The sequence below is a fragment of the Sphingobacterium zeae genome (assembly GCF_030818895.1).
GTDB lineage: Bacteria > Bacteroidota > Bacteroidia > Sphingobacteriales > Sphingobacteriaceae > Sphingobacterium > Sphingobacterium zeae.
Map to the genome: position 1 here is coordinate 2823194 of NZ_JAUTBA010000001.1, position 17332 is coordinate 2840525.

Annotated in this window: 16 protein-coding genes; 13 read left to right on the forward strand and 3 right to left on the reverse strand. The window is 41.5% G+C overall.

Going from position 1 to position 17332, the window contains the following annotated elements:
• Nucleotides 1–8 precede the first annotated feature (8 nt).
• Entirely contained in the window at nucleotides 9–2189 is a 2181-nt protein-coding gene (locus QE382_RS11775; protein ID WP_307186061.1) for a DUF4954 family protein, read from the forward strand.
• Nucleotides 2190–2298: 109 nt separating this feature from the next.
• Here the strand turns inward: QE382_RS11775 and QE382_RS11780 are convergent, their stop codons facing one another.
• The 3 genes from QE382_RS11780 to lgt all read right to left on the reverse strand — a co-directional run bounded on the left by QE382_RS11780 (nucleotide 2299) and on the right by lgt (nucleotide 4404).
• A complete protein-coding gene (locus tag QE382_RS11780) occupies nucleotides 2299–2865 on the reverse strand; it encodes a helix-turn-helix domain-containing protein (RefSeq protein WP_307186062.1) in 567 nt (188 codons plus the stop codon).
• 108 nt (nucleotides 2866–2973) lie between these two features.
• Nucleotides 2974–3516 (reverse strand): L,D-transpeptidase family protein, encoded by a 543-nt coding sequence (locus QE382_RS11785; protein ID WP_307186063.1) that lies wholly within the window; start codon nucleotides 3514–3516, stop codon nucleotides 2974–2976.
• Nucleotides 3517–3588: 72 nt separating this feature from the next.
• Nucleotides 3589–4404, reverse strand: a complete 816-nt coding sequence (lgt, locus tag QE382_RS11790; protein WP_293884492.1) for a prolipoprotein diacylglyceryl transferase — start codon at nucleotides 4402–4404, stop codon at nucleotides 3589–3591.
• 215 nt (nucleotides 4405–4619) lie between these two features.
• Between lgt and QE382_RS11795 the strand changes: the two genes are divergently transcribed.
• The 12 genes from QE382_RS11795 (at nucleotide 4620) to QE382_RS11850 (ending at nucleotide 17253) form a co-directional block, all read left to right on the forward strand.
• Nucleotides 4620–5738 (forward strand): M42 family metallopeptidase, encoded by a 1119-nt coding sequence (locus tag QE382_RS11795; RefSeq protein ID WP_209581071.1) that lies wholly within the window; start codon nucleotides 4620–4622, stop codon nucleotides 5736–5738.
• 35 nt (nucleotides 5739–5773) lie between these two features.
• Nucleotides 5774–6115 carry a DUF3467 domain-containing protein gene (locus QE382_RS11800; RefSeq protein ID WP_209581068.1) on the forward strand — a complete coding sequence of 114 codons (342 nt, stop codon included), beginning with the start codon at nucleotides 5774–5776 and terminating at the stop codon, nucleotides 6113–6115.
• A gap of 333 nt (nucleotides 6116–6448) precedes the next feature.
• A complete protein-coding gene (locus QE382_RS11805; protein WP_307186064.1) occupies nucleotides 6449–7957 on the forward strand; it encodes a carbon-nitrogen hydrolase family protein in 1509 nt (502 codons plus the stop codon).
• Between the two features lie 29 nt (nucleotides 7958–7986).
• The gene (locus tag QE382_RS11810) at nucleotides 7987–10029 is read left to right on the forward strand and encodes a M13 family metallopeptidase (RefSeq protein ID WP_307186065.1); all 2043 of its coding nucleotides are present in this window, start codon (nucleotides 7987–7989) and stop codon (nucleotides 10027–10029) included.
• Between the two features lie 160 nt (nucleotides 10030–10189).
• Entirely contained in the window at nucleotides 10190–10501 is a 312-nt protein-coding gene (gene rplU / locus QE382_RS11815) for a 50S ribosomal protein L21 (RefSeq protein ID WP_028068281.1), read from the forward strand.
• 44 nt (nucleotides 10502–10545) lie between these two features.
• Nucleotides 10546–10809, forward strand: a complete 264-nt coding sequence (gene rpmA / locus QE382_RS11820; RefSeq protein ID WP_046672918.1) for a 50S ribosomal protein L27 — start codon at nucleotides 10546–10548, stop codon at nucleotides 10807–10809.
• Between the two features lie 501 nt (nucleotides 10810–11310).
• Nucleotides 11311–12054: a hypothetical protein gene (locus QE382_RS11825; RefSeq protein WP_307186066.1), complete on the forward strand. Its 744-nt coding sequence runs from the start codon at nucleotides 11311–11313 to the stop codon at nucleotides 12052–12054.
• Between the two features lie 5 nt (nucleotides 12055–12059).
• Complete coding sequence (locus tag QE382_RS11830) at nucleotides 12060–12650, forward strand: hypothetical protein (RefSeq protein ID WP_307186067.1); 591 nt, start codon at nucleotides 12060–12062, stop codon at nucleotides 12648–12650.
• A gap of 318 nt (nucleotides 12651–12968) precedes the next feature.
• Nucleotides 12969–13937: a formylglycine-generating enzyme family protein gene (locus QE382_RS11835; protein WP_307186068.1), complete on the forward strand. Its 969-nt coding sequence runs from the start codon at nucleotides 12969–12971 to the stop codon at nucleotides 13935–13937.
• 27 nt (nucleotides 13938–13964) lie between these two features.
• The gene (locus tag QE382_RS11840; RefSeq protein WP_307186069.1) at nucleotides 13965–15278 is read left to right on the forward strand and encodes a Gfo/Idh/MocA family oxidoreductase; all 1314 of its coding nucleotides are present in this window, start codon (nucleotides 13965–13967) and stop codon (nucleotides 15276–15278) included.
• 12 nt (nucleotides 15279–15290) lie between these two features.
• A complete protein-coding gene (locus QE382_RS11845) occupies nucleotides 15291–16313 on the forward strand; it encodes an FAD:protein FMN transferase (protein ID WP_307186070.1) in 1023 nt (340 codons plus the stop codon).
• Between the two features lie 16 nt (nucleotides 16314–16329).
• The gene (locus QE382_RS11850) at nucleotides 16330–17253 is read left to right on the forward strand and encodes a hydroxypyruvate isomerase family protein (RefSeq protein WP_307186071.1); all 924 of its coding nucleotides are present in this window, start codon (nucleotides 16330–16332) and stop codon (nucleotides 17251–17253) included.
• The last annotated feature ends 79 nt before the right edge of the window (nucleotides 17254–17332 follow it).

The window sequence follows — 17332 nt, forward strand, 5'->3', positions numbered from 1 at the left end:
GGAGGCTGATGAGTATATTGAAGAAAAAACCTTTGGAACAGTTGGGATATGGATTTATCCCGGCTGAATTTATTCCAGCAGGACAGGACGAATATACCCTTCGTTTTCAACAAAATCCGCGTAATGACTTTCGGGATCTGACCGATGAAGAGGTTCAGCAGCTAATCAAAAACGGCAACTGGTCCAGCGACTGGTCCAAAGTTAAAGTATCGGCGGTCTTTGATCCAAATCAGATCCAGCATTGTAAATTCTATGGTCTGGTCCGTATCGGAAATCTGAGCCCAAGTTACCTGGACTACCGCAATTTGAAATTGCCTATAGGCCTGTATCATTCGACGATTGTAAGTTCGGATTTTGGCGACGATGTTGCTGTCCACCACGTGGGTTTTCTGTCTTACTTTATCGTTGGTAATGAGGTGCTGTTAAGCCAGATTAAGGAAATGGAAACAGGCAGTACAGCGAAATTTGGCAATGGTATTCTCCGCGATGGCGAAGAGCCCGAAAAGCGCATACAACTGGAGCTCTGCAATGAAAATGGTGCCCGCTCGGTCTATCCTTTTGATGGCATGCAGTCTGCAGACGTGTACCTCTGGACCCGCAATCGACAGGATGTTGCGCTGCAAAAGCGCTTTGGAGAATTAACTGATCAAAAGTTTGGCAGTCAACGTGGCTTTTACAGTCAGATCGGCGACCGTTGTGTCATCAAAAATACCTTCACGATCAAAAATGTAAAGATCGGAACCGATGCTTACATCAAAGGGGTCAGCAAACTGAAAAATGTGACGGTAAATTCCTCGCAGGAATCGTATACGCAGATTGGCGAAGGCTGTGAGCTTGTCAATGGTATCATAGGCTACGGCTGCCGCATATTTTACGGTGTTAAAGCCGTACGTTTTATCTTGGCTTCCTATTCGCAGTTAAAGTACGGCGCCCGTCTGATCAACTCTTATCTGGGAGACAACTCCACGATTTCCTGTTGTGAAGTATTAAATTCTTTGATCTTCCCAGCACATGAGCAGCACCATAATAATTCTTTTTTATGTGCGGCGCTTGTAATGGGCCAAAGTAATATGGCTGCAGGAGCTACGGTAGGATCCAATCACAACTCCAGAGCAGCGGACGGTGAAATTATTGCGGGACGTGGTTTTTGGCCCGGACTCTGTGTCAGTTTAAAACACAACTCCAGATTTGCATCGTATTGTCTCATTGTCAAAGGAGATTTTCTGCACGAATTGGACATTAGATTGCCTTTTACGTTGGTGAGCAATGATGTGCAGCATGATCAGCTGGTGTTGATTCCGGGCTATTGGTTTATGTACAATATGTACGCGCTGGTGCGTAATGCCAATAAATATGAGGCTAGGGATAACCGACATTTCAAAAACCAATATTTTGAATACGATATGTTGGCACCGGATACGGTGAATGAAATGTTTGAAGGAATGGATCTGTTGGCTTTGGCTGTTGCAGATAGTCTTCATACCGCAGCAGGTAAGGATGTGCAAGAACGTATTATTGCCGGTCGTGCACTGCTCGCCAACAATATGGATCTTAAGAATCAGACCATCGTGCTCCAAGGAGCAGAGAATTCCCGAAGACCTACCGTGATTCAGAAAGTTGGTGAGGCGTATCATCTGTATCGTTCTTTTATCAAATATTACGGTGTGTTGCATCTGATGGATGCATTGGAGGACGGTCTTTCGCTACAGGACATCATTGAATCCTTAGCGGATAAGGCGCGTACAAGCTGGCAGAATATTGGTGGACAGTTGATCGAAAGCAATGCGTTGCAAGCTTTTCTGAATGATATTAAGTCTAAAAAAATAGATTCTTGGGATGAAGTCCACGAATTCTATCATGATAAAAGTAAAACTTATGCCTTGGATAAACGTGAACATGCGCTCTTGTCTTTAATGGAGATTCTAAATTTAGAAGGGATGGCTTTATCAGCAGATAAAATTGTATCTTTGTTGGATCAGGCACTCGGACACCGAATCTGGATTGGTGACCAGATTTACAAATCGCGCGCTAAAGACTATAAAAATCCATTCAAAAACATGGTGTATGCCAATGATGAAGAACGGGATATTGTGGTCGGAAAGCTGGAGGAGAACTCCTTTATCAATCAACAACAAAAAGAATTAGAGACATTTAAGATAAGGGTTGCTAATTTGAAAGGGCAATTTTAAAAGAAAGGCTTCCGCTCGGAAGCCTTTTCTTTTTGAAACTCCACACTGCCTGAAGAAGCTCCACACCGCCCGAAAATCCAAACTGCTCCCGAGCGTGCGTTACAGTTCTTTAATCATTAATCTTATCAAGAGGTTTGCGTTTATTCTCTTTGATCTGTTTAAAGTGACTCGGTGTAAGTCCGGTAACCTTTTTAAATTGATTACTTAAATAGGCAACACTGGAGTAATTGAGTTTGTAAGCAATTTCACTCAGCGTGAGTTCGTCATAAACCAATAACTCTTTGACATATTCAATTTTTTGGCCAATGAAATATTTTTCGATGGTCATGCCTTCCACTTCTGAAAAAAGATTGGAGATGTAGTTGTAGTCGTGATGTACTTCCTTGCTAATAATTTCGGAAAGATTGAGGTTAGTATCATTATGCTGGTTGCGGATGAGATCCAATACAAGATGTTTGACCTGCTCGATGATGACCGTCCTTTTATCGTCAATCAGTTCAAAGCCAAGGCTGGAAAAGGTCGTAGCAAGTTGCTCGGTCTCCGCTTTGGTTAGTTCTTCATCGATTTCAACCTGACCCAAGGAAATATGTTTGATATGGAGATTGAGCTTGGCCAATTCATTTTCAACGACCATAATGCACCGATTGCACACCATATTCTTTATCGCAAGTTTCATATGTAAATTATTTTAAATACAAGTTACCAATGTAAACCCAAAAATCGATAATTTATTGGACATGGGGTTGTAAGATTTAGAGATTATCTTGTAGTATTTTTTAAAGCGTTACGGTTTGATTTCAATTGGAGTGCCAATTGGAACTGCTTTAAAAAGTTCATCAATCTCCGCGTTCGTTAGCGCCATACAACCTAAAGTCCAGTCCATGTGCCGCTGCAACTTGCCAATAAAGCCCATACCATTTCTAAGGCCGTGTATCTTAATGTCGCCGCCGGCTTCCTTTCCTAAGCCTTTAGCATGGACTACCTCTGCTTGATTGGGATAGGAGACCCCAAGGTTTTTGTGGTAGTCGCTATATCGATTTTTATCATTGATCGTATATAGACCCTCAGGTGTTTTTAAATCGCCTTCAAACTTTTTGGCACCGATAGGTTGCCTACCCAATGAAATCCGGTAAGTTTTTAAAAGCCTTCCATCACTATACGCTAATAGGGACCTTTTTGATTTGTAGACGACAAGCTTATCAACTTTAGCGTTGTTCCCTAATGTAGGTTCCGGATAGCTGTTGTAGCCCAACAGCGCCACAACAAGAAGGATAAAGATAGCGATAACCGTTTTTAATACTATTTTACGTTTTTTATGTCGCTTCATCTTTGTAGCATTTTAAAAGTGTGTAAATGAGTAAACGAAGTGCCAGGCAGTGCGCTGGCACTCGGTTTATTTTTATGCTTTCGTTTTCCGGAAGATAAAGTATAATCCGACTAATATAAAAGGTATACTCAATAACTGACCCATGTTTAAAGCCATACTCTGCTCGAAAGCTTCCTGGTCGATTTTAAAATGTTCCAGAACCATACGCGCGCCGAACAACAAGACCATAAAAATGCCGAATAGCTGACCTCGCTGACGGTTGGGATTTGACTTGAATAGGGAACCGATGATGATAAAGATCAAAATATAAGCGATAGCCTCATAAAGCTGCCCTGGATGACGGGGTATATTGTCTACACGTTCGAAAACAATAGCCCAAGGGAGATCGCTAGGGGTTCCAATGATTTCGGAATTAAAGAAATTCCCAATACGGATAAGTGCGCCGGCAATAGGGACAACGACGACGAGTCTGTCTGCAAGCCACAGAAAATCGGTTTTCGTCTTTCTGCAAAATAAATAAAGAGCGACAAGAATCCCCATGGCGCCACCATGGGAAGCTAAGCCTGCAAAGCCCGTGATATGAAACCCTGTATTATCCCACTTGAACGGTAGGAAAATCTCCAGGATATGATCTTTATAATACTCAAAATCGTAAAACAGGCAGTGTCCCAATCGTGCGCCGATCAATGTGCCCAGAAAAATATAAATTGATAGTTGATCTAGCTGCTCCTGTGTACGGCCTTCTTTTTTGAAAATACGCAACATGATGACGTACGAAACAAAAAATGCCAATAGCCAGCACAACGCATAATAACGCAGGGCAAAGGCGCCGAAGTTGAACATTTCAGGGTCAATATTCCAATGTATTGCACTTAATATTGAATTCATAAATTTATAGCTGTTTAAATTACTTTGGAGTAAAGATAAGCTTTAATCTCATTTTTTTGGGGTATAATTTACTTAAACAAGAGCAACATGATCATGGCATTTGTTATTTCAGGTAGGCAGGCCTTCTTTCTACTATAATTTTCCAAAAAACATTTTTACTTTTGCAATTCATTGAAATTTTCATATTTTGACGAAAGTAAATAGAAAAGGAAAAGATGGCAGAAAAAAACAAGAAAAAAGAGCCGAAACACAATACGATTGTGACTAAAGATTCGCTTTCATTTTTTGAAAAATATATCAACAACGCTTCTCCGACAGGATTTGAGTGGGATGGACAGCGTTTATGGCTGGATTATTTAAAGCCTTATGTCGACGAAACGTTTGTAGACAACTACGGTACTGCCGTGGGTGTAATTAACCCCAAGGCGGAGTACAAAGTGGTGATAGAGGCTCATGCTGATGAGATTTCTTGGTTTGTCAATTATATAACAAAAGACGGGCTGATCTATGTGATCCGCAACGGTGGTTCGGATCACCAGATAGCGCCCTCTAAGCGCGTGAATATTCATACCGAAAACGGTATCGTTAAAGCCGTATTCGGCTGGCCGGCTATTCATACTCGTTCGGGCGAGAAAGAAGAGAACCCAACATTAAAAAATATCTTTTTGGATTGCGGTTGCAGCACCAAAGAAGAGGTTGAGGCCTTGGGTATCCATGTCGGTTGTGTGATCACTTACGAAGATACATTCTCTATCCTGAATGACCGTTACTATGTCGGACGTGCGATGGACAATAGGGCAGGTGGATTTATGATCGCTGAGGTGGCACGCTTGCTAAAAGAGAATAAAAAGAAATTGCCATTTGGATTATATATCGTAAATTCGGTGCAGGAAGAAATTGGTTTACGTGGAGCAGAAATGATTGCAGACCGGATCAAACCAAATGTAGCTATCGTTACCGATGTAACGCATGATACGCAGACTCCGATGATTAATAAGATCACGCAAGGAGACCTGTTCTCAGGAAAAGGCCCGGTATTGTCGTATGCACCAGCAGTGCAGATCAATCTGAATAAGCTGTTGGTGAAGGTTGCTGAAAAGAATAATATACCTTTCCAGCGTCAGGCTTCTTCCCGTTTTACTGGAACTGACACGGACGCATTCGCCTATAGTAATGGTGGTGTACCCTCGGCGCTGATTTCTTTGCCACTGCGCTATATGCATACGACAGTAGAGATGGTCCATAAGGAGGATGTCGACAACGTGATCAGACTGATCTATGAGACATTATTGAATATAGAGAATGGACAAGATTTTAGAACATTTACAAAGTAGAATTTAGAATATATTAACTTATCATTAGAATTATTATGGAAAATAACCAAAATCAAAACGAATTGAGCATCGAGTTGACAGAAGAAGTAGCAGAAGGAATCTACTCAAATCTTGCGATTATCACTCACTCTAATACTGAATTTGTGGTTGACTTTATCCGTGTGATGCCAGGAGTGCCAAAAGCAAAAGTGAAATCAAGAATCGTTTTGACTCCGGAGCATGCTAAACGCTTGTTAGGTGCATTGGTTGATAACGTGAATCGTTTCGAAGCGTTGAACGGACCGATTAAAATGGATGTAGGCGCTGTTGAACAACCTCAACAAGGTGGTGACCCTACTGTAGCATTTCCTTTCGGAACTCCACAAGGTCAAGCATAGTTGATAAAAGCGATCCCTAAGATATAAAAAGCGTCAATGATCCCATTGACGCTTTTTTTTGTCCTTAATTTAACAATTACTGTTGTTTCGCCCTTAAGAACGAGCTTCAAAATGTACTATAGCAACGTTTTATCGCGCCTTCTGAAATCCTATCGTACCTAATCTTTTCGGATTTTCTCCATATAAACGAACTTATGTACTCAAAAGTTGTTATCTATGGATGCTGGCCATTTTAGTGCATGCGACATACTCGGATATTACCTATGGATAGCCCTTGTACCAGGCCTTTACTTTTACTAAATTTAGATAACTAATTTCAAAAAGGAGAATGATATGGATATTCAAGTGCGGAACTTGACAAAGAAGGATTATGTTGATTTGAAAAAATCGATGGAACAGGCATATGATGGTGTAGGTGAAACCTGGTCGAAAGAAAATATTCAAGACCTGATCGATTTATTTCCAGAAGGACAATTATGTGTGGAGATTGATGGGCATGTTGTCGCTTGTGCCCTGTCCATTATTCTGAATTCAAAAAAGAATAATATCTACGATAGCTATTATGAGATTATTGATAATGGCAAGTTTACCAAGCATAGTGATGATGGCGATACCCTCTATGGGATAGAAGTTTTTGTGCATCCCAGTCATCGGGCTCTTCGACTTGGACGCCGGCTTTATGATGCACGTAAGGAGCTGTGCGAACAGATGAACCTCAAAGGTATCATTGCTGGCGGTCGGATACCCAATTACCATAATTATGCAGATAAAATGAGTCCGCGGGTGTATATTGAAAAGGTCAAGCGCAAAGAAATTTTTGACCCCACTTTAACGTTTCAGCTTTCAAACGATTTTCACGTCAAGAAAATCCTCAAGCATTATCTTCCTGAAGATGCTGAATCGATGGAGTTTGCTACGCTCCTCGAGTGGAACAATATTTATTATGAGGCCGAGACGCGATCGATTTCGACAACAAAGCAAACCATCCGTCTGGGATTGGTGCAATGGCAGATGCGCTTATTTGATAATCTGGACGCATTTTACGATCAGATTGAATTCTTTGTGGATACCGTAAGTGATTATGGAACCGATTTTATTATGTTTCCCGAGTTTTTCAATACGCCGCTCATGAGCCCGTACAATGATCTTCCGGAACGCTTGGCAATGGAAAGGCTTGCGCAGCACACTGCGGAGATTATTGATCGCATTCAGCAATTTGCCGTTTCCTATAACGTGAACATTATTGCCGGCTCTATGCCTCTGGTAGAAAATAAAAAACTCTACAATGTTTCTTACCTCTGCCATCGCAATGGTAAACTGGATCAGTTTAAGAAAATCCATATTACACCGAACGAATTTAAATACTATGGTATGGTTGGGGGAAGTGAAGTGAAGGTTTTTGATACCGACTGTGGTAAGGTAGGGTTGTTAATCTGCTACGATGTCGAATTCCCTGAGTTGAGCCGAATTTTGGCAGACCAGGGCATGCAGATTCTCTTTGTCCCTTTTATGACTGATACACAAAATGGTTATATCCGTGTGCGTACCTGTGCGCAGGCCAGAGCGATAGAAAATGAATGTTACGTAGCTATCGCTGGTTCTGTGGGCAATTTGCCGCGTGTGAACAATATGGATATTCAATATTCGCAGTCTGCTGTCTTTACGCCCTCAGACTTTGCCTTTCCAAATAATGCCATAAAAGCGGAGGCAACACCAAATGCCGAAATGGTACTGATCGCCGACGTTGATCTGTATGCGCTTCGGGATCTACATGAATATGGTACGGTTAAAATCAAGAAGGATCGGCGCAAGGATCTGTATGAAGTAAAACTGCTAAAGTAATTTTATATATGCTTTTAATTTATTAAAATATGATACAAAAAGTCAAGTGGGGAACGCTGTCGATGGTTTTCATGATGATGTCATGTCAGTCAAATAAGAAAAGCGATACAGCTCAAGAGATCCGGACCAGTTTTTTTGACGTTTCGGGAATGGATACCACGGCGCATCCAGGGGATAATTTTTTTGAGTATGCGAATGGAGCCTGGATGAAAAATACCCAGATCCCGGCATCAGAAACAGGATGGGGGTCATTTTACATTCTCGAGAATGAAAATTTGGAGAAGCTCAGATCTGTTTTGAAAAACGCAGCAAAATCAGCTGACAAGAAGGGATCCGATCAGCAAAAGGCAGGCGATTTCTATGCCAGTGGCATGGATACCGTGACCATCGACAAATTGGGAGCAAAGCCGATCGAAGGAGCAATCCAGAAAATCAATGGGTTGAAAAGCATCGAAGAACTGATCGCTTATGCTGCAGATGGATTTAAGGAGGGTGATGGAGACCTCTTTACATTTTATGTCGCTGCGGATGATCGGATCAGTACGAAAAATGCATTGCAATTTTTTCAGGGCGGACTTAATCTACCTGAAGCAAGTTATTACCTCGATCAGGATGATAAAGCAAAGAAAATCAGAAAGGCTTATGTGGCCTATCTGGTTAAATTGTTTGGACTGATCGGAGAGGGTGCCAACGCACAAAGATTGGCAGAGGAAGTACTTCAACTGGAAACCGCTATCGCCAAATCTCATGCGACTCCGGTAGAATTGCGTGATCCCGTTAAAAATTATCATAAATTTGCGGTGCAGGATTTCCAAAAACAGACGCCAAATCTTAACTGGAGGGATATCCTAAGTCGTTTGGATATCAAAACCGATACCATGCTCGTGCAGCAACCTAAGTTCTATCTTGCTTTAAATAATCTGTTGAAATCACAATCGCTAGCGACCTGGAAGACAAAGCTCAAAGCAGATTTAGCAAATGCATCGGCTAACGCTTTGAGCAAGGAATTTCGAGAAGCTAAATTTGAGTTGTTTGGAAAAATATTGAATGGTCAGCAGCAGGAGAAAGAACGTTGGAAATTAATGGTGAGCTCCGCAGATCAAAACTTGGGGGAGATTGTGGGAAAGTTATATGTGGATGAATATTTCAAACCTGAAGCAAAGAAACGAATGCTTCAACTGGTCGACAACCTACAAAAGGTGTATAAAAGCCGCATCGAGAAATTAGACTGGATGACACCGGAGACCAAGAAGAAAGCGATCGAAAAATTGGAGGCCTTCACCAAGAAAATCGGTTACCCTGAAAAATGGAAAGATTATAAAGACGTGGAAGTGTCCAAAGATGCCTACTATGCCAATTTACAGTCTGCAGCCAAGCATGCTTATAAAGAAATGGTAGGAAAAATCGGTAAACCGGTTGACAAGTCGGAATGGCTGATGACAACACCTACGGTAAATGCATACTATAATCCGCCTTACAACGAAATTGTATTTCCAGCCGGGATATTGCAATTTCCATTTTTTGATGTGAACGCAGACGACGCCATAAATTATGGCGCTATTGGCGCCGTTATCGGTCACGAGATGACCCACGGCTTTGATGATCAGGGACGTCAATATGATAAAGATGGTAATTTGACAGATTGGTGGACTGCGGTGGATGCAAAGCAGTTTACAGAAAGGGCCAATCAGGTAGCAAAGTTATATAGTAGTTTCACATTGTTGGACAATCAACATGTGAATGGTGAGCTCACGTTGGGCGAAAATCTCGCTGATATCGGAGGACTCAATATTGCCTATGACGCCTTTAAATTGACCAAGCAAGGGCAGGGGCAAGAGAAAATCGATGGTTTTACACCGGATCAACGCTTCTTCCTGAGTTTCGCGCAGGTGTGGCGCGTAAAGAGTAGCGATGAAAGAATGCGGTTGCGTTTAAAAGTCGATCCGCATAGCCCCGAACAATTTCGCGTAAATGGCCCCGTGTATAATATGGTGGCTTTCTACAAGGCATTTAATATACAGCCCACGGCAAAAATGTATGTAGCACCCGAGAAGAGAGTTTTGGTTTGGTAATAACTTTTGGGGACGAATGGTATTGTCTTGATGCTCCTTAGGGCAATACTATGCAAAAAATAACGTTTAAGTAGAAATGAAAATATAAATTTGTCTTTGAATTGTGAGAAAAACTGATTACTTTTGCCCTTCATTTAATAACACATTTAATTAATTAACAATGTACGCAATAGTAAATATAGCAGGACAGCAATTTAAAGTTGCAAAAGACCAGTTCCTTTTTGTACACCGTTTACAAGGAGATGAAGGCGCTAGTATTGAATTTGACAATGTATTGTTAGCAGAAGACGGTGGTAAATTTACCATTGGTACACCTAGCGTTGCTGGTGCAAAAGTTTCGGCTAAAATTTTGTCTCATTTAAAAGGCGATAAAGTTATCGTTTTCAAGAAAAAACGTCGTAAAGGCTACAAAAAGAAAAACGGTCACCGTCAACAATTTTCTAAAATCCAGATCACTGGTATTACGTTATAATTGAATTTTTAATCAGACAAACAGTCTTAAATTAAGATAAAGAAATGGCACACAAAAAAGGTGCGGGTAGTTCGAAGAACGGCCGTGAGTCACATAGCAAGCGTTTAGGTATCAAAATCTTCGGTGGTCAACAAGCAATCGCTGGTAACATCATCGTACGCCAACGCGGTACACAACACAATCCCGACACAAATGTTGGTATTGGTAAAGACCACACATTGTTCGCTTTAGTAGACGGTAAAGTAGTTTTCCGTAAAAAAGCTAACAATAAATCTTATGTATCTGTAGTTCCTACAGAACAAGCATAAGGTTTTGCAACAATATTGGAAGAGGCATCAAGAAATTGATGCCTTTTTTCTTTTTACTACTTATCTGCTTATCCTTCATGCCTGCGGCTGCAACTCGCCGGCTCTACCGCTGTCGCAATAGTGCATTAACACCATCTTAAAACGTTTGGTTGCAGCATCGCGCTATTCAAATGTCTCATCCCGCTGTAGGCTATATCGTCTGGCTTGATAATGAACAGTTTAAATTATTAAACAGATTTAAATTGTTATTTTCTGTTAAATGTAACTGCTTTGGTACAATTTTTATAAACTATTAGTGTTTTTAAAATATACGCCCATTGACAGGATATCGACACAGATTAAATAGAAATTTACAAGCAGTAGCAGCGAAGCCCGCTTGGTTTATATATGTGGATACGATATGCGTGTGTAGACGAGATGATATAGCTATCGATATAAGAGCGTAATATGATGCATTCATGTGTCCATATCATGCAGACAAGAACGAATAAATACTTACATATGAAATACAATAAGTTGGGATATGCTATGTGCGCTGGATTATTTGCCTGTTCATTCTATTCCTGTAGTTCCATTTATATGCCCAATGTGCCATCCGCGCCAATGTTTACAGAAGCGGGGGAAGTGTATGTTTCGGGTAATATTAATACCAAAGCTAATGTATCGGCCAACCTCGGTGTAGCGGTCACAGGTCACGTGGCGGTGATTGCCAATGGTTCTTATGTGGACAATAAATCCAATATCAAAGACTATGCGCAAAAAATGGGAGAAGCGGGAATAGGTTATTATACACGTTTTGGCCGTAAAAATAACCGCGTATTTGAGGTTTATGGCGGTTATGGGGTGGGAAATACGAACGTAATAGATAAGCGTTCATCGACCATGGGACAGGCTATTGTAGAAACGAAGGATATGGATTTTGACAAAATATTTGTGCAGGTCAATTTTTCATCAGAAAAAAAGGATGCCCTGAAACTATTTGGTTACCGGCATGACATCGATTATGGTACCATTATCCGTCTCAGTAATATGCGCATGAAAAGTTTTGCTATCGATGGCCTTCCGGCAGAAAAAGAAGAAAATATGCTGGTCGAACCTGTATTTTATACCCGGGTGGGGCTTGGAAAAGGGTGGAAGCTGCAATATACAAATGGTATGGTCTTCGGTCTCAAAAGTAATACCTATTTAAAAGCAGGATATCCATTGTTTACGTTGGGAGTTTTATATAAATTTGGAGGAAAATAGCGGCTATGAACAAGAAAATATTATTAGTGTTTTTTGTGGTGCTGGGTTTGTTTATTTCCAGCTGTGGGGTAAATCGACAAAAAGCGCAGATCGAGAACTTGGCGAAATGTAAGTTCGATGTAGAATCGGTGGATAGTATCCGCTTGGCAGGGACATCGCTGCAACGACTGATCAGAAATAATCAGATTGACTTAGGGGCAGCACCAAGCTTAGCATTGGCGTATTTGCGGAAGGATATCCCCTTAGACGCCGTAATCCGGCTTAAGATAGATAATCCGACGCTTAAGAAAGCTTCTATTAATAAATTTCAATATATCATTCTTTATGGTGGGCAGCAGCTTGTTGAGGGTATTGTCAATCAATCCTTACAAATAGAACCCGGAGAATCTACGGTCGCTAATGTACGTATAGCAACCAATATCTACGATTTGTTGAAAAATTCGGATCTACAGGATTTTTTAATGTCAAGCGATGAAAATAAAAAAGGAATATTCACGTTAAAAGTGAAACCTTCAATCAATATCGCCGGTCAATCTGTTTTCTATCCAGGCTATATTACCATAGATAAAGCGGTAAGCCGTAAGATCTTGCTTTAGCGCATAATCGTAAGCAATAAGATAAAAAGATTTTTCACGAAAGTGGAAAACCTTTTTTGTTTATTCGGCGGGCAACGGATCGGTCAGAGGCAGTTTAACGGTTGCTTTCAATACTGTGGGCCTAGTTCAAATTGGGAAGATTTTAGGTGATAATTTTTTCATTATTGCGATTTTTAGCTTGTAGTGAGCGATTTTGCTAAACCGGTATTATAAATCGACTAGTATATGAAGAATTAAACTGTAATAAAAAAGTTATAGTGCCAAAGTGTAAAGTATACACCTTATTTTATATTTTAGTCCTCAATTACAAACCTAAATATGTTTAAAAAAATCTTTATTCCTATTCTATTATTTACTGGCGTGCATGCTATGGCGCAAAAGTCCTTTGAGCCTTACGAGCAGTCTATTGAAGGAACTAATTTGACATTCAAAATGCTCGCCATCCCAGGTGGTAGCTTTAAAATGGGAAGCACGAGTGGAGGTAAGGAGGATGAAAAGCCTGCACATGAAGTGAAGTTGGATCCGTTTTGGATGGGTCAGTATGAAGTAACATGGGATCTGTTTGAGCCATTTCTGTATAAAGACTATGAGATTGCAAAGAGCAAGGACGGCCAAATAAGTAAAGAAATCGATGCTGTTACCCGACCAACCAAACCGTACTTGGATATGACTTTTGGTTTTGGGAAAGAAGGACATCCAGCTTTGGCAATGACGCATTACAATGCCATCCAATTCTGTAAATGGCTATATGTGCGCACTGGAGTGTTTTATCGTTTGCCCACAGAGGCGGAGTGGGAGTATGCTGCCAGAGCAGGTTCCAAGACGGCGTATTTTTTCGGTGATCAAGCAACGCAACTAGCAGATTACGCTTGGTTTAAGGAAAATGCGGAAGAGAAAACGCATGTGGTCGGACAAAAGAAGCCAAACCCCTGGGGGCTTTATGATATTTATGGCAATGTAGCCGAGTGGACTTATGACCAATATAAAGCCGATAGCTACAGCGAAGGTGCGGGAAAGGCGTTGACCAACCCGGTAGTGGTGCCGACTACCCTTTATCCACATGTCGTCCGTGGTGGTGCATTCGATAGCGCGGCTGATGACCTTCGTTCGGCGGCTCGGGGAGCATCAGACCCAGTATGGAAGCAACTGGATCCACAAGTACCAAAAAGTAACTGGTGGTTTCCAGAAGCACCTTTCGTCGGATTGAGATTGGTCAGACCAGCTAATCCGCCTAGCCATGAAGAGATTATGGCGTATTATGATAAAAAACCAATTAAAGATTTTTAAAAATAAAATAATCAATATAAAACTGTTATGGAGAATCTAGAAAGAAGAGATTTTATTAAAACTTCTGCTGTAGTGGCCGGTGGTGCAATGTTGAGCTCGTTACCGCTATCGGGTGCATATGCCGCAGGTTCAGATGTCATCAAGGTTGCCTTAGTCGGCTGCGGGGGCCGGGGAACAGGAGCTACTTTCGATGCACTGAGCTCGGGAATGAACATTAAGGTTGTGGCGTTGGCCGATGCCTTTAAAGATAATTTAGATAGTACATATAATACACTCAAAGAGAAATGGCAAGATAAGATCGATGTGAGCGACAACCATAAATTTGTCGGATTCGACGCTTATAAAGATGCGATTCAATTGGCAGATGTGGTTATCTTAGCCACGCCGCCGGGATTTAGACCGGCACATTTCGAAGAGGCAGTCCGTCAGGGTAAGCATGTTTTCATGGAAAAACCCGTCGCCGTCGACATCCCGGGGGTGCAGCAGGTGTTGCGGGCAGCGGCAGAAGCCAAGCGCAAAAAACTGAATGTTGTTGTGGGGTTGCAACGCCGTTATCAAACAAATTACCGGGAGGCTATCAAACGTATCCAAGAAGGTGCCATCGGTGATGTGACATCGGGACAAGTGTATTGGAACTCGGGCGGTGTATGGGTGCGTCCACGCAAACCGGAACAGACAGAAATGGAATATCAAATGCGTAACTGGTATTATTTCAACTGGTTGTGCGGTGACCATATTGTCGAACAGCATGTGCACAATATAGATATTGCCAACTGGGTAAAAGGAGCATATCCGGTATCGATTCAAGGCACAGGAAGTAGGGCCCATCGTACCGGTAAAGAGTATGGCGAAATATACGACAATTTCGCGTTAGAGTTGACCTACGCGGATAACAGTGTAGTCTATAGCCAGTGTAGACACTTTGAAGGCATTCATAACCGGGTTGACGAACAATTTCAGGCAACCAAAGGACGTGCTTATCTCTCTGCTGGTGGACAGGCTGTATTGTATGACTGGAAAGGAAAAGAAATCTATCGGCATGATGCTAAAGGGAATCCAAACCCCTACCAACAAGAACATAAAGAACTTTTTGCGGCCATTTCTAAAGGCGAATATAAATTTGATAATGCTGAATACGGTGCTTACAGTACATTGACCGGTATTATTGGACGTATTGCTTGTTACACGGGTAAGGTAATCAAGTGGGACGAAGCATTGAAATCGACGATTAAACTGGGTCCGGATGTACTCGCGTGGGATGCTAAACCAAAATTACTTCCAGATGCCGAGGGCTTTTATCCAGTCGCAGTGCCCGGCCAAAATACAAACCTTTATATTTAAGCTTTTGGGCTGATGGGATTAAAGTGGTATGTGCGTCTCCTATTCTTTAGTATCGTTTGTCGCATGCACGTACAGGCGCAAACTCCATCGCCTGAATTACACAAAATTAGGCTGGAAGGTCCCGCACAGGGGACACAATTCCATATCACTTATTTTGCTTCCGACAGTCTTTTGCGACGGTCGGAAGTTGATAGTATATTAACGGCGATCGATTTTTCGATGTCAATATATCGCAAAGACTCGAAAATATCTCAGTTCAATACCGATTCGGTTAAGTCTATTGTCATGGATAACCACATGGCGAAGGTGATAAAAGCTTCTTTTAAGTATCATAAATTATCACATGGTCAATTTGATATTACGATTGCCCCGTTGGTCAACCTTTGGGGCTTTGGTGCCGATAAGAGTCCGGTAGCTCCAGATTCGGCGACGGTATTGAAAGTGAAGGAACTTGTTGGCATGCAGTATTTGAAGGTGAGCGGGAATCGGCTGATCAAGAAGAAAAAGGGCGTTAAAATCGATGTCAATGGTATTGCACAGGGCTATACGGTAGATGTTTTGGCGGACTATCTTGAGCGAAAGGGAATTGCGAATTATATCGTCGAGGTCGGTGGTGAAATCAGGGCTTCGGGTACGCCGCCTTCGGGACAGGGATTTTCCATTGGCATTGTTCAGCCAGATGATGCTGGCGGTGAAGAATTGATTACTGCTGTGGCGCAGCTGAGAGCAGGAGCGCTGACCACGGCAGGTAGTTTCGAAAAGTATATTCAATATAAAGGGAAAAAATTGGGACACCATATCGATCCCGTTTCAGGTTTTCCATATACGAGCGATATCCTAAGTGTCAGCGTCTATGCAAAAACTGCTATGGAAGCAGATGCACTGGATAATTATTTTATGGGCATGGAACCCGATAAAGTGATGACAGAAGCCAAAAAATTAAAAGGTGTGGCAGTATTTGTCATTTTTAAAAATAAAAATCAAACCATTCAAGCGATTTATTCGGAGGGATTTGGTAAATTATTTAAAAATTAATCAATTATAAAATAAAATGAAGAGATCGGATTTTATTAAAGGTAGTCTTTTGGCCGCTGGAGCCGGACTGGCTGGTCAGACTTTTGCGTCAACAACTCAACATACAGCAAATACGATGGATAAAGGTAAAACATTCAACCTAAATTATGCCCCGCATCAGGGGATGTTTAAAAACCATGCTGGGGACAATTTTCTCGATGAAATTCGTTATATGCATGATTTGGGTTTTCGTGGTATAGAAGATAATGGTTTTTTAGGGAGAACATTGGATGAGCAGAAAAAGATCGGTGATTTGTTGGCTAAGTTAGGCATGACCATGGGGGTATTTGTGGTGGACGGCGGCCAAAACTGGATGCCATCATTGGCGACCGGCAAACAAGAGTATGTGGACAAGTTCGTCGAAACCTGCAAGAAGTCTGTTGAAGCTGCCAAATATTGCCATGCAAAATGGGTCACTGTAGTGCCCGGATTTTATGAACGTAAACTTCCCTGGGGCAATCAGTTTAGCAATATCCTAACAGCGATGCGCAAGGGTGCAGAGATCTTTGAGCCGCATGGTTTGGTGATGGTATTGGAAACCTTAAGTGATACACCAGATTTGTTTTTGCAGCAAACACATGAGACGTATGCCTTATGTAAGGCTGTGAACAGTCCGTCCTGTAAAATTTTATATGATATCTATCATATGCAACGTACTGAAGGTGATTTAATTGCCAATATGAATCGTTGTTGGGACGAAATTGCCTACATACAGATTGGTGATAACCCGGGAAGAAAAGAGCCAACTACGGGCGAAATTAATTACAAAAACGTATTTAAACATATTCACAGTAAGGGATATAAGGGGATTATGGGGATGGAACATGGTATATCCATGCCAGGTAAAGAAGGCGAGGATCGTTTGGTGGCAGCGTATCGCGAGGTGGATAGCTTTTTGTAATATTTTAATAGTGTACTATTGACAATTAGATTTAATTTCTTAAATTGAGCAGGTAAAACCAATTAGTAGTATTGTAAAA